This is a genomic window from Caballeronia sp. LZ028 (genome assembly GCF_031451415.1).
Lineage (GTDB): Bacteria > Pseudomonadota > Gammaproteobacteria > Burkholderiales > Burkholderiaceae > Caballeronia > Caballeronia zhejiangensis.
In genome coordinates this window covers 789164-802099 of sequence record NZ_JARUXN010000004.1, presented here as the reverse complement: position 1 = coordinate 802099, position 12936 = coordinate 789164, and the positions used below count along the sequence as shown (strand labels likewise).

Annotated in this window: 13 protein-coding genes and 1 tRNA gene; 12 read left to right on the top strand and 2 right to left on the bottom strand. The window is 59.8% G+C overall.

Annotation, left to right across the window (positions count from 1 at the left end; translation table 11 throughout):
* Positions 1–133: 133 nt before the first annotated feature.
* Entirely contained in the window at positions 134–1603 is a 1470-nt protein-coding gene (locus tag QCE58_RS26450) for a sensor histidine kinase (RefSeq protein ID WP_250435835.1), read from the top strand.
* A 32-nt stretch (positions 1604–1635) separates the two neighbouring features.
* On the opposite strand, the gene QCE58_RS26445 is transcribed toward QCE58_RS26450, so the two are convergent.
* Positions 1636–3045 carry an MFS transporter gene (locus QCE58_RS26445; RefSeq protein ID WP_250521682.1) on the bottom strand — a complete coding sequence of 470 codons (1410 nt, stop codon included), beginning with the start codon at positions 3043–3045 and terminating at the stop codon, positions 1636–1638.
* 421 nt (positions 3046–3466) lie between these two features.
* Between QCE58_RS26445 and QCE58_RS26440 the strand changes: the two genes are divergently transcribed.
* The 11 genes from QCE58_RS26440 (at position 3467) to QCE58_RS26390 (ending at position 12406) form a co-directional block, all read left to right on the top strand.
* On the top strand, positions 3467–4408 hold the full coding sequence (locus QCE58_RS26440; RefSeq protein ID WP_250502983.1) for a helix-turn-helix domain-containing protein: 942 nt from the start codon (positions 3467–3469) through the stop codon (positions 4406–4408).
* A gap of 241 nt (positions 4409–4649) precedes the next feature.
* Positions 4650–5780: an amine dehydrogenase large subunit gene (locus QCE58_RS26435; RefSeq protein WP_250519904.1), complete on the top strand. Its 1131-nt coding sequence runs from the start codon at positions 4650–4652 to the stop codon at positions 5778–5780.
* Positions 5781–5789: 9 nt separating this feature from the next.
* Positions 5790–6347 (top strand): MauE/DoxX family redox-associated membrane protein, encoded by a 558-nt coding sequence (locus QCE58_RS26430; RefSeq protein ID WP_008353336.1) that lies wholly within the window; start codon positions 5790–5792, stop codon positions 6345–6347.
* Entirely contained in the window at positions 6344–6997 is a 654-nt protein-coding gene (gene mauD, locus QCE58_RS26425; RefSeq protein WP_250435832.1) for a methylamine dehydrogenase accessory protein MauD, read from the top strand. Before QCE58_RS26430 ends, mauD begins: the two co-directional genes overlap by 4 nt.
* A 39-nt stretch (positions 6998–7036) precedes the next feature.
* Positions 7037–7558 carry a methylamine dehydrogenase light chain gene (locus QCE58_RS26420; protein WP_250435831.1) on the top strand — a complete coding sequence of 174 codons (522 nt, stop codon included), beginning with the start codon at positions 7037–7039 and terminating at the stop codon, positions 7556–7558.
* On the top strand, positions 7555–8040 hold the full coding sequence (locus tag QCE58_RS26415) for a cytochrome c (protein ID WP_033536142.1): 486 nt from the start codon (positions 7555–7557) through the stop codon (positions 8038–8040). The genes QCE58_RS26420 and QCE58_RS26415 overlap by 4 nt, the downstream gene beginning before the upstream one ends.
* Positions 8037–8495, top strand: coding sequence for a c-type cytochrome (locus QCE58_RS26410; RefSeq protein WP_409014173.1), 459 nt, complete (start codon positions 8037–8039; stop codon positions 8493–8495). The genes QCE58_RS26415 and QCE58_RS26410 overlap by 4 nt, the downstream gene beginning before the upstream one ends.
* Positions 8496–8506: 11 nt before the next feature.
* The gene (locus QCE58_RS26405; protein WP_250521680.1) at positions 8507–10012 is read left to right on the top strand and encodes an aldehyde dehydrogenase family protein; all 1506 of its coding nucleotides are present in this window, start codon (positions 8507–8509) and stop codon (positions 10010–10012) included.
* Positions 10013–10022: 10 nt separating this feature from the next.
* On the top strand, positions 10023–11237 hold the full coding sequence (locus QCE58_RS26400) for a porin (RefSeq protein WP_250521679.1): 1215 nt from the start codon (positions 10023–10025) through the stop codon (positions 11235–11237).
* Positions 11238–11345: 108 nt separating this feature from the next.
* Complete coding sequence (locus QCE58_RS26395; protein WP_250521678.1) at positions 11346–12086, top strand: DUF429 domain-containing protein; 741 nt, start codon at positions 11346–11348, stop codon at positions 12084–12086.
* 101 nt (positions 12087–12187) lie between these two features.
* The gene (locus tag QCE58_RS26390) at positions 12188–12406 is read left to right on the top strand and encodes a hypothetical protein (RefSeq protein ID WP_033536141.1); all 219 of its coding nucleotides are present in this window, start codon (positions 12188–12190) and stop codon (positions 12404–12406) included.
* 60 nt (positions 12407–12466) lie between these two features.
* On the opposite strand, the gene QCE58_RS26385 is transcribed toward QCE58_RS26390, so the two are convergent.
* A tRNA-Val gene (locus QCE58_RS26385) sits at positions 12467–12543 on the bottom strand.
* Between the last annotated feature and the right edge of the window lie 393 nt (positions 12544–12936).

The window sequence follows — 12936 nt, the reverse complement described above, 5'->3', positions numbered from 1 at the left end:
AGGCTGAAACAATTGGGAAGGCGAGCGTGCGATTCGGTGAAGCCTCCCGTCCGGCTAAAGAAATCTTTAGGGACGTGCGGGACGCGCCGATGCTATGGTTAGCGTTGCAACCATGTATCCCATGCGCCACGACATGAACTTCCCCACCGAAGACGATTTCCACCGCCTGCTCGATGCGCTGACGCAATGCGTGCTGCTACACGACGCCGAAACGAAGGCCATCGTGTGGGCCAATCGCGCAGCATGCATCGCGCTGGGTTTTTCGGTGGAAGAATTGCTTCCGCTCAAGGCGCACGATATGACGCGCGATGACATCAGGTATCGCCGCGAAATTGCCGTGAATGCGATGGATCGCTCCATCACGGAAGGTCCGCAAAGTTATGAGTGGTGTTATCGCTCGCGCGCGGGCGTCGACATGCTGTCCGAGGCAATCGCGACATACGTACCGCTCACGGGACGCGAAGTTGTGATGGTGCAGTTTCGCGACATCAGCGCTGAAGATGCAATGCGGCAGAAATTGCGCCGCTATGAAACACGCTTGCGCGAATACATGCAGGATCTGGGTGAGGGCGTTGCAGTGCTGACGCCGCGCGGCAAGGTGAGTTTCATCAGCGAATCGGGACGACGCGTGCTCGGTGTCGCGAACGATGCGCCGCTCGGCGTCGCGCTCGACTATTGCACGAGATCCGATCGCGACCGGCTCGTCACCCAGTTGCGCAGTGCGACGCGCCAACATTCGACGCCCGCGCAACGCTATGCGATCACGCGTCGTGACGGCGCGAAACGATGGCTGCGCATAACGTGCAGGCGCATCGATATCGAAGACGGCACACTGGTTCATTTCCGCGACATCAGCGATGAAGTGGCGATCGAGGAAGCCCGGCGAAGCGAAGCGCGGATGCTCGAATACGCGGGACGTTATAACGCTATGGGCGAAATGGCGACCGCGATCGCACACGAGTTGAGCCAGCCGCTCGCTGCCGTGCGCAACTTCATCGAAGGCGCGATTCAGCGGCTCGCGCAGCCAGATTCCATCGACAGCGCGATCTGGGGCCTGCGTGCAGCGGACCGGCAAGCAGAGCACGCGGCGCATATCATCAAGAGCGTGCGCGAGTTCATCGTGAAGCGGGAGCCTGCCGAAGCTCAGACCGATCTTCGCGACGTGCTCGCGGATGTCGCTTACTTCATCCAGTTGCGCGCGCGAGACGAAGGCGTGACGGTCAGGATCGAGCCATCGCACGAGCCGTTGCCGATACGTTGCGAGCGCGTGCTTATCGGTCAGGTGATCCTCAATCTGGCATTCAACGCAGTCGAAGCAATGAGCGGCATGAAACCGTCTGCCGGCACCGTCACGCTTGCCGCGATGACGAACGGAAAGACAGCCGAACTGCATGTGATCGACGACGGACCAGGCGTGCCCGATGATGCGCTCGAACGCCTGTTCGACGGCTTCTCGTCGTCGAAGGCGGGCGGCAACGGCATCGGCCTGTCGCTGTGCAAGAACATCGTGTCGCGTCACGAAGGACGGATCTGGGCGCAACGCGCGGCGGGCGGCGGACTGGAATGCTGCTTCGCGTTGCCCTTGTTGCACCATACGGATTGACACGACGTTGCGCGTTGAGTGAGCAACATGGATCACAAGCGCTCGGCATATCGAGGTGTCGGCGTTGCGCCGCTGGGCATGCTCTCATGCAGGCCCGGGCTATCGATCGTCACGCGCGCTTCACGCGTTTCGCGTTCGAGACTCGATCGGTATTGACTGCATCCGACGAAAAGCAGCACGGCAGCAAGCCCGATCGCCACGGCATTGATGATGGCCATCGAGTGTCCAACCGCGAGCGGCGATCCGAATACCTTGTCGGTGATAAGCGCGACGAGCGTCGTGCCGAGACCCAGTCCGATGAGATTCGATACCAGCAGGAACATCGCGGATATCTGTGCGCGCATCTGGTTCGGCGCAAGTGCCTGCATGGCGGCGGCGGAAGTCGGCAACGGGAACGACGCGAAGAACATCGCCACGACGAGCCATGCGAGCGATGCGGCGAGGCTCGTCGTCTGAGTGAACGCGATCGCAGGAGCGAGCATGCATGCCGCGCCGATCCACGCTGCGCGCATCGGCGCATCGGTGTGTCCGCGACGCAGCAGCCAGTCGCTGAGCCAGCCGCCGCAGAAGACGCCCGTCGTATTGGCGACGAGCATCACGATGCCGAGCATATAACCCGTTTCGACCGGCGAGAGAGCGAAACGGCGCATATAGAACGCAGGTGTCCAGCTCATCAGACAGTACAGGCCCATCGCATAGAACGAGAAGCCGACGTAGTGGCAGAAAAAGGTCTTGTGATGATTGGCGATGAAACGCAGCGCATCGCCCATCGCGACTCGCTTGACCTTGCCCGACCCGTCCTGCGCAAGTCCTTTGCGCGCGGGATCGCGTACCGTCAGCATGAAGACGAAGGCGACGAGAAGACCCGGCAATCCGACGATGAAGAACGTCAATTGCCATGCGCGTAGTTCGCCGACCAGCGGCAAGGCGAACACGCTCGCGTGCTTGAGCAATGCAATCACATAACCGCCGACAAGAAATGCAATGCCGCCGCCGATGAACGAGCCGAGCGAATAGATGCCGATTGCACGGCCCATCTTTTCCTTGGGAAAAAAATCCGCGAGCATCGAATAGGTTCCCGGCGATAGGGCGGCTTCACCCACGCCGACACTCATGCGCGAGACGAACATGTGAACGAAGCTCTGACTCAGGCCGCATGCCGCGGTCGCGACGCTCCACAGCGCAATGCCCGCAGCGATGATGCGCGGACGTGCGAAACGGTCCGCGAGGTACGCGATCGGCATGCCCATCACCGCGTAGAACAGCGAGAACGCGAAGCCGTGCAAGAGACTGAACTGCGTATCGCTGAGATGCAGATCGCGCTTGATCGGCTCGATCATAAGCGCGAGCACCTGCCGGTCGATGAACGAGAACACATAAGCCAGCATGCAGATCACGACGACATACCACTCGTATGTATAGCGCTTGCTTTTGGGCTTCATGGTGGTTGGGAAGTGAGGTTCGGGTGTGAGGCAGTGTCGATGCGGAGGATATCGGCGTCAAATTCGCCGAAAAGGGATGCGATCATCAGTGAGGCAAATTTGAATCGACATCGGCGGAATTTATCGATAGATGCGCTTTTGACTGATTTGCCGTGTCGCGAGGTCAAAACGCAGACTTCTGATCTGCGAACCTTCTTGGGCGCACTATCAGGGTGCAATCCTTGCGAACTAGTTGTTAAAGTAATTACTGAACTTCGCGATAGCGCGTGATCGCCTACGCATGAGCGCATGTGTTTTTCAATCGTGCATTCCTAGGATTGCGCAACAGGCACTAGAGGAGAAGAATCGAAAAGCTTGACGCAAAAAAATTGAAAACCTATAAGCAGTCGCGTCGAGGCGACGCAAGCAGCAGGAGGAGGGCATGTACGCCAACTACGAAACCTTCGAGGACGCCGACCACCACGCGCATGCGCTGGCGGGGTGGGAGCAGCGCTATGACCAGGTGGGCGAGGGCGCATTCCGCAGCACGGTGAAGCAGGTTTCATTAGCGGGCGTTCAGGTCTTTCAGGAATCTGCGAACGTGCGTATCGTTCAGCGCGGGCAATTGCCGGCCGGATTCGTCACGTTCGGACTCGTGCTCGGCGGTGGCGCGCCGTTCTCGTTTCAGGGCGTGCGGGTCGACGAAAACGCGCTCGTCGTCGCGCCCGGCGACAAGGAATTTCTTCTGCATTCGCCGCCCGATATGTCGATGCTTGGCGTCGCCATCGATGCGCAATTGCTTGCTTCAGCGGCGGACGCGGCGGGCGTCGATGTGCAGGACGAAATCCTCAGCCGTCATGTGCTGAGCATTCCCGGCGCGGCCGGCGCGCGTGCGGGTAAGCGCATCATCGCGGCGGTCGAGACCGTGCTGGCGGACCGGAATCCGATTTTGTCCGATGATGGCGCGCATTGCTTCACACATACGGTCACCGAAAGCATCCTCGACCTCCTGACGTTTCATGTACCGACGCGCGAGGACCGGCTCACTTATGCGTGCCGCGCCGACGTCGTGCGGCGCGCACACGATCTCGTGCTTGCGCGTCCGGAGCAGCCGATATCGGTGCTGGATTTATGCGAAAAACTGCGCGTGAGCCGCCGCACCATTCAAAACAGCTTTCAATCCGTCACGCAGATGAACCCTGTAAGTTATCTGCGAGCCGTGCGCCTTGCTCAGGTGAGACGGCTTCTTACGACGACATCGCAAAGCGAAGTACCGGTTCGCGAGGCTGCAATGCGCTGGGGATTTTCCAACCTCGGCCACTTCGCGAGCGATTACAAAAGCCTGTTCGGCGAACTTCCCTCTCAAACGCCGCGCGCCCGCTGAACAGCGCTTCACGCATTCCTGGTTGCCGATAACAGGCCGCATTGTCGCGGCTTGATATCGGCATTCGTGCTTCGAAAATCTGCGCGAAAAGCCTCATCTCTGTCGGCTCCCTTTCGAATGCTCCATTTCGGCACGCACGCGCTGCCGGTTCCGAAGTGCTTCTTTTTATTGTCGTCTTTAGAGTCGTTTCGACGATAAACAAGGAGACGCACAGATGGAGATGAGACGGCTAGCCACCGCCATGGGGGCCTTACTGTATGGACTGCTTGCGTGTCAGCCGCACGCGGGCGCGGCCGAAAAGCCGGAAGAACTGACGGTTGCGAAGGTCCCGCCCTATAGCCCGCATCGCGTGTTCGTGACGGATGTGTCGTTTGCGAGCATGACCGATGCGCGCGTTCATGTCTTCGACGGCGACACGAAGCGCTTCCTCGGCGAGATCGATGCAGGCTTCGCTCCGGGCTTCACGATCTCCCCCGACCACAAGACGAGCTATGTCGCGACGACGTATTTCGCGCGCGGCAGCCATGGCGCACGCACCGATGTAGTCGAGATCATCGATAACACGACGCTCGAGGTGACCGATGAAATCGTGATCCCGGCCAAGCACGGTCAGACCGTGCCGACGCCTTACAGCACGATCCTCTCGGAAGACGGTAGCCGACTTTACGTGTCGAACATCACGCCGTCGACATCGGTCACGGTCATCGATACGGCCGCGAAGAAGGTTCTCGGAGAGATCGACACCGATGCTTGCGTGCTCGCGTATCCGAGCGGCAATGACCGCTTCTCGGCACTGTGCGAGAGCGGCAAGGCGCTCACCATCAAGCTCGATGCAAGCGGCAAGGAAGCGAGCCGCAAGCTCTCCGACGCGTTCATCGACGTCGATAAAGACCCGGCCTTCATCAACGCGGTGCGCGACGGCAACCAGTATCTCTTCACCACGTTCAACGGCAACGTGCGTACCGCCGATTTCTCCGGCGATGCACCGGTGTTCGGAACGTCGTGGTCCTTGCTGAGCGATCAGGAACGCAAGGCAGGCTGGCGTCCGGGAGGCTTGCAGCAGACCGCGCTGAATGTGGGCACACATCGTCTTTACGTGGCCATGCACAAGGGCGCGGACGGTTCGCATAAAGAGCCGGGCACGGAGATCTGGGTCTACGACACGCAGAGCAAGAAGCGCGTAGCACGCTGGGATCTCGCGAAGCAGAAGATCGATCCGCTGCTCGCGATTCAGGTCAGCACCGATGACAAGCCGCTCTTCTACGGCCTCACGCCGACATCCGATCTCGTCGTGATGGACGCGACGACCGGCAAGCGCCAGCACGTCGAAAAGCAACTCGGCACGACGTCGACGTTGCTGCTCAACCCTTGAGGTGACGCGATGATCGATCCCGTCATTCTCATGGTGTGCATCGCAAGCGCGACGATCATCGCACTTGCGGGCACGGCGCCGAAGTGGCGCGAACCATCACGCTTTCGCGCTTCGCTCGAAGCGTTCGCCTTGCTGCCGTCGTTCGCAGTGACGCCGTTGTCGTTCGCGTTGCCTGCACTCGAAGCGGCTGGCGCGATCGGCGTCTTGTTCGCCGATACCCGCATGGTCAGCGCCATCGTGCTGGCCGCGCTTTTCGTGCTCTTCGGCGCGGCGCTCGCGATCAACGTGCTGCGCGGTCATACCGACATCGATTGTGGCTGCTCGGGCTTCGTCGCAGCAAGCTCATCGACGCGCACGCCTAAGTCGATCGGATGGTGGCACGTCGCGCGTGCTCTGATGCTCGCCGCGCTCGCGGCCGCCGCACTCATTCCCGCTACGAGCCGCGCGCTGATGTGGTTCGACTATCTGAGCGCAGGCGCCTGCACGCTTTTCGCCGTCGCCGCGTGGTTCACGCTCGACGTGCTGCTGGTCAATCTTCCCAAGCTCGATTCTCTGAGGAATTCATGATGCAAACCGCCCTGATGATTTCGGCCGCACTGTCGTGGGCCGCTTTGCTCGCGCTCGGCGCGATCTGTCTCGCACTTGTTCGCCAAGTCGGCATTCTCTATGAACGCATGATGCCCGCGGGCGCGCTCATGATCGACAAGGGACCGGCCGTCGGCGCGATCGCACCGGTGTTCGAACTCGGCGATATCGCCGGCCGCGCAGTGAAGGTCGGCGGCCTGTCGAACTCGAAGCGCAACACGCTCGTCTTCTTCCTTTCGCCGACGTGCCCCGTGTGCAAGAAGCTGCTGCCTTTGCTTCCGTCGATCCAGGCGCGCGAAGGTTCGGTCGACATCGTGCTCGCCAGCGATGGCGAATTCGAAGAGCACGCCGCGTTCTATCGCAAGTCCGGTCTTTCGCAATATCCGTATGTGCTGTCGCAGGAACTCGGCCTTTCTTATCAGATCGGCAAGCTGCCCTATGCCGTGCTGCTCGATGACGAAGGCAAGGTCCGCGCGAAAGGTCTCGTGAACACGCGTGAACATCTGGAAAGCCTGTTCGAAGCGAAGGAACGCGGTGTCGCGTCGCTGCAGGAATTCGTGCACGGCAAGCACGATGACCACGCGCATCACGGCCATCACGACCACGAAGCGCAAGTCGGGCAGCACGCCTGAAGACGCCGATAACTTTTCCATTCCTACAGGTGAGCGTCCATGAAATGGCTGGATTCATTCTTCGAACAAAAGGCGCGCGGCGTCGCGCAACGCAGTTCGCGGCGCAGCGCGATGGCGAAGCTCGGGAAAGTGCTGGTCGGATCGGCAATGGTGCCGCTGTTGCCGGTCGATCGCACCGCCTATGCAACGGAGCCGAAGAAGCCGGGTTCATCGGCGAGCGATGATCCGACGAGTTGCGACTACTGGAAGTATTGCGCGATCGACGGCTGGCTTTGCAGCTGCTGTGGCGGCACGTCGAGCAGTTGCCCGCCGGGCACGACGCCTTCGCCGATCACGTGGATCGGTACGTGCCGCAATCCGCACGACGGCTCGGATTACATCGTGTCGTACAACGACTGCTGCGGCAAGACGAGCTGCGGACGCTGCTTCTGCAATCGCAATGAACGCGAAAAGCCGCTTTACAAGCTATCGCTCAATAACGATATCAACTGGTGCATGGCGAACGGCAATTCGAATTACCACTGCTCGGTATCGGTCCTGTTGGGAGCGGCAACGCAATGAAGACTGCAACTGTTTTGATGGCGGCGTTGCTCGCCGGCGCAATGAGCTTTGCTTCGGGCGCTTTTGCACAGACAGTGCATTACCCGGGCGGCAAATCGACCTTCGATGGCAAATGCGCGGTCTGTCATCAGGCAGGCGGAAAAGGCATGGACGGACTTGCGCCGCCGCTCGTCGAATATCCCGGCAAATATGCGGGCTCTGCCGATGGCCGCGCGCAATTAGGGCACACCGTGCTCTATGGCATGTTCGGCCCGATCAAGGTCAAGGAGAAAAGCTATAACTTCAAGATGCCGAGCTTCGCATCGCTCTCCGATGAAGAGATCGCGGATGTGTTGAACTACGTCGTGTTCGATCTGAACGCGCAGCATGGTTCAGCGAAGCCTTTCGACGTCGCCGAAGTCAAGGCATGGCGCGCGGGCCCGCTCGATCAGACCGCCGTGCACCAGCGTCGCGAAGCAGTCGTGAAGGGCCTGGGGCTATGAAGCCGCGGGCGATGCTCGTCGCTGGGACGCTGGCCGCGCTGTCGACGACGGCGGCATCGCAGACGCAGGCGTACGACGCGGCGCGCGCGCGACAGGACTGGGTGCTCAATTGCATGGGATGCCACACCGCCGATGGCTCGGGCATTCCCGGCAAGGTGCCCGCATTGCGCAACTCGCTCGGTCATTTCGTCTCGCTTCCCGACGGCCGTCGGTTTGTGATGCGAGTACCGGGCGCTGCCAATTCCGCATTGAACGACGCAGAGCTCGCGAACGTCTTGAACTGGTTGCTCGCGACGATGAACGAGCAATCGCGGCCCGCATCGTTCAAGCCTTATACGGCGGAAGAAATTGCGGCGCATCGCAGACCCGCGCTCACCGATGTCGCGCGTATCCGCATGAAGCTCGTCAAGGAATTGCAGGAGAACGGCGTGAACGCCGTCCCGGAACATTACTAGGAGACAACCCGATGAATAACAGCCGGCATCCCGCGATGCTCGATTCCACGCGCGCATTCCTCGCATCGGCGAAGAAAATGCTCATCGATGGCGCATGGGTCGATAGCGCGAGCGGCGCGACACTCGATGTGATCGATCCCGCCGATGGAGAACTGCTCGCACGCGTGCCGAGCGCCGACGAAATCGATGTCGATCGCGCCGTGCAAGCCGCACGCCGCGCGTTCGACGACTCCGCATGGTCGCGCATGAAACCGACCGATCGCGAGCGTCTCTTGCTGCGCGTTGCCGATCTTATCGAAGCGAACGCGCGCGAGCTCGCGGAAATCGAATCGCTCGACAATGGCAAACCGGTCACGGTCGCCCACGGGCTCGATGTGTCGATGGCCGCGCAATGCTTCCGCTATATGGCCGGCTGGGCGACCAAGATCGAAGGCAGCACGCTGGAAGCATCGATTCCATATAGCCCGTCGAACGATTTCTTTGGCTATACGCGCAAGGAAGCGGTCGGCGTCGTCGGCGCAATCATTCCGTGGAATTTTCCGCTGCTGATGGCATCGTGGAAACTCGCGCCCGCGCTCGCGACTGGCTGCACCGTCGTGCTGAAGCCTGCGGAAGACACGCCGCTTTCCGCATTGCGGCTCGCGATGCTGATCGAAGAGGCGGGCATCGAGAAGGGTGTCGTGAATGTCGTCACCGGCCTCGGCCGCACGGCGGGCGCGGCGCTCGCGCGTCATCCGGGCATCGACAAGATCGCGTTCACGGGTTCCACGCCGACGGGTAAAGCTATCGGTCACGCGGCGCTCGATAACATGACGCGCATGTCGCTCGAACTCGGCGGCAAATCGCCGGTTATCGTGCTGCCGGATGTCGATATCGATAAAGCGGCAGAAGGCGTCGCCAATGCGATCTTCTTCAACTCGGGACAAGTCTGCACTGCGGGCTCGCGCGTCTATGTGCACGAGAAAGTATTCGATCGCGTGATGGAGCGTGTCGCGGCGATCGCGCAATCCTTGCAGATGGGACCGGGCCTCGATGAATCGACGCAGATCGGCCCGCTGGTTTCCGCACGGCAAATGGATCGTGTGCTGAGCTATATCGAAGCGGGCCGCGATGAAGGCGCGCGTGCTATCGCGGGCGGTGCGCGCAAGGACGGCGCCGGTTTCTTCGTGAAGCCGACAGTGCTCGTCGATACCGATCATTCGATGAGGGTCGTGCGCGAAGAGATCTTCGGACCGGTGCTCGTCGCGATGCCGTTCAACGATATCGACAGCGTGGTCGCCAAGGCAAACGACACGCCTTATGGACTCGGCGCGAGCATCTGGTCGAACGATCTCTCGGAAATTCACAAGCTCGTGCCGCGCATCAAGGCGGGCACGGTATGGGTCAATTGCCACTCGCTGCTGGATAACGCGATGCCGTTCGGCGGATTCAAGCAGTCGGGTTTCGGGCGCGAGCTCGGACGCGCGGTGATCGACATGTACACAGAGACCAAGTCGGTGCTGATCAACTACGCGTGAGGACGCTTGCATGACAACTAAAACGATCGCGCGGCAACTTGTCTCGACAGCGGCGCTCGCCGTGTGCGCGAGCGCATCGGCGCAAAGCAATGTGACGCTGTATGGAACGGTGGATGCAGGGCTGACTTATACGACCAATCAGCAAGTCACCAATGCAGACGGGAGCGTCGGTTCGGGGCATAACTTCGCGTTCTCCGGCGGCAATCTCGTGCCTTCACGCTTCGGCTTGCTCGGTGTGGAAGATCTCGGCGGCGGCTTGCAAGCGAAATTCAACGTGGAGAACAGTTTCTATACGGGAACGGGAAGCCTGGTGCAGGGCGGGGCGCTATTCAACCGTCAGGCTTGGGTGGGCCTCGCGCACGAACAGTTCGGCACGTTGTCCCTCGGACGTCAATACGACTCGTATAGCGATTTCCTCGGGCCTTACGTATCGAGCAATTCGTGGGCGACGCTTTATGGTTCGCATATCGGCGACGTCGATAACCTTAACGAAGCGTTCAACTTCAACAACGCGATCAAATACACGAGCCCGGACTGGAGTGGCTTTTCGGTGGGCGGCACTTATAGCCTCGGCGGCATTGCAGGCGACTTCGGGCAACGGCGCGGATATTCGTTCGCCGCGGCTTATACGCGTTTGCCCATCTCGATCAGCGCAGGTTATCTGAACCTGCACAATCCGCTCGATGCGGCTTTGGGCGGAGCAAACGGCTACATCGGCGATTTCGCGTGTTCGAATCCGTCGGCACTCTATTGTCAATTGCAGAACGCGGAAGCGTTGAAGGCGTATGGCGCGGGCGCATCTTATGCAATCGGGCCGGCGACTATCGCGCTGACTTATACGCATAGTCGTCTCGAGCATAGCCAGTACTTTGCCGATAGCGCTAATCCGCAGGGCCGCGACATCGCGTTCGATATCGGCGAAGTGAATCTGACTTATGCCGCGACGCCGTTCCTGCAACTCGGGCTTGCCTACATCTATAACAATGCGAAGCCGGACGGGGGTTCATCGACGCGTTTTCATCAAGTGAACGTCGGCGCGAACTATGCGCTGTCCAAGCGTACTGCGCTGTATGGCGTCGCGATCATGCAGAAGGCGGTCGGCGCGGGACTAGGCATCGATCCGGCGACGGGTGGACCGGCGAATTACGCGCAGATTCCCAATCTGCCGAATTCGAACAGCGATCGCCAGTTGTCCGTGACGCTCGGCATACGGCATAACTTTTAAGTATTTCCAGGGGCGTGCTTTGACCCGGCCGGAACGATTTCCCGCCGGGCTTTTTTTCTCGCGTTCAAGAGATACGCATGATTTGATGATCGTTGATACGATCGCAGCATGAACATTAAGCGCGATGTACATGCCGATCTGTACGGAGTCGATGGCTGCAAGGCGGGCTGGTTCGTCGCGAAGCAATGCGGTCGCACCGGAACGATCGCGACGAAAGTTATCGGCCGCTTCGAAGATCTGCTCGAATGGAAGCGCGCGAATGCTATCGTTGCTGTGGATATGCCGATCGGTCTTTCATCGAATGGCGTTCGGACGTGTGACACGCTCGCTCGAAAAATACTCGGACGTCCGCGCGCAAGCTCTGTCTTTACGCCGCCGATTCGCGCGGCTTTAGTCTCGTCGAGCTATGAAGAAGCGTGTGCGGTCAATCAGGCCGTCACCGGAAAACGAATCTCCATTCAGGCATTTCACCTTCGCAACAAGATTGCAGAAGTCGATGACATGCTGCGCACGCTCGCCGATGATGATGTGCGCGTCTTCGAAGTGCATCCCGAGTTGAGCTTCATGCATCTGCGAATGGAGCAGGGCGGTCCGGCGCACGGCCTGCGCGAAAGCAAGGCGATTGCATCGGGATTCGCATTGCGTCGCGCGTTGCTCGTGCGATGCTTCGGCGGCTCGATCGATACGGCGCTCGCGGCGCGCAAGCCCGCGCAAGCGTCGCTGGACGACGTGCTCGACGCATTCGCGGCGTTATGGACCGCGCGCCGAATCGTTTCGGGAACGACATTCCGTCTGCCCGACGACATCGAGTTCGATTCGGAAAGTCTTCCCATGGCCATTCATTGCTGATGTTGGCGGACGGTTTCGTCAAAAGAATTCGAAATACGACGGCGAGCACGGCGGTATAAAATTGAGACGTACTCGTATCGCGCTCGAATGCGCCCGCTGCCATGGAAACTCCGTCGGGCAAAGAAGCCTCCCGCAAGCGGATGACGCCACGCACGCTCAACGTGCTGACGGCGCTCATCGGACTTGCCACGCTCGCATTGGGCGTCGCCTGGTTGATCTATACGTGGATCGTCCATCTCGAAGTGCCGTACTTCGCGATTCCGCTCGTGCTGACGGTGCCGGTGATCGTCGCGGTGGCGTTCCGCAACTGCTGGGACTGACGCGCCTGAAATGAAAACGCACCGTGGCGATACGATCGCGACGGTGCGTCTGAATGTCGTTGGTAGGCTCGATTGGACTCGAACCAACGACCCCCACCATGTCAAGGTGGTGCTCTAACCAGCTGAGCTACGAGCCTACGGAAGCCGCGAATTATAGGGGAAAGTTTCGCGTTGTGGGGATTCTCAGGCGAAAATTTTTGATCGAGGATTTTTCGGACGTGAAGACCGCTCGACCGCAACTTCGTCAGTTTACATAACACAAATTATCGGAGTTTTATTTGTAGGAGCAACATGAGAATGTCGTGTTCTAGCAAGATACAAATGTCGTGTTTTTGCGACCACTGGCAAGCTGGCGACTGACTGCACCACTGCAGGAGCCGTCCATGAAGCCAGCAACGTTGGTGACATTGAACATGCGCGAACTCGACCGTGAGATAAAGTCGGAAGTGGTGTACGGGGGAGTTGAGGCGGGAAATTGAAGGCGGTGGTGGTTTCAGCTGAGAATCTGATTGTCGAAGTCGGAAACCAGC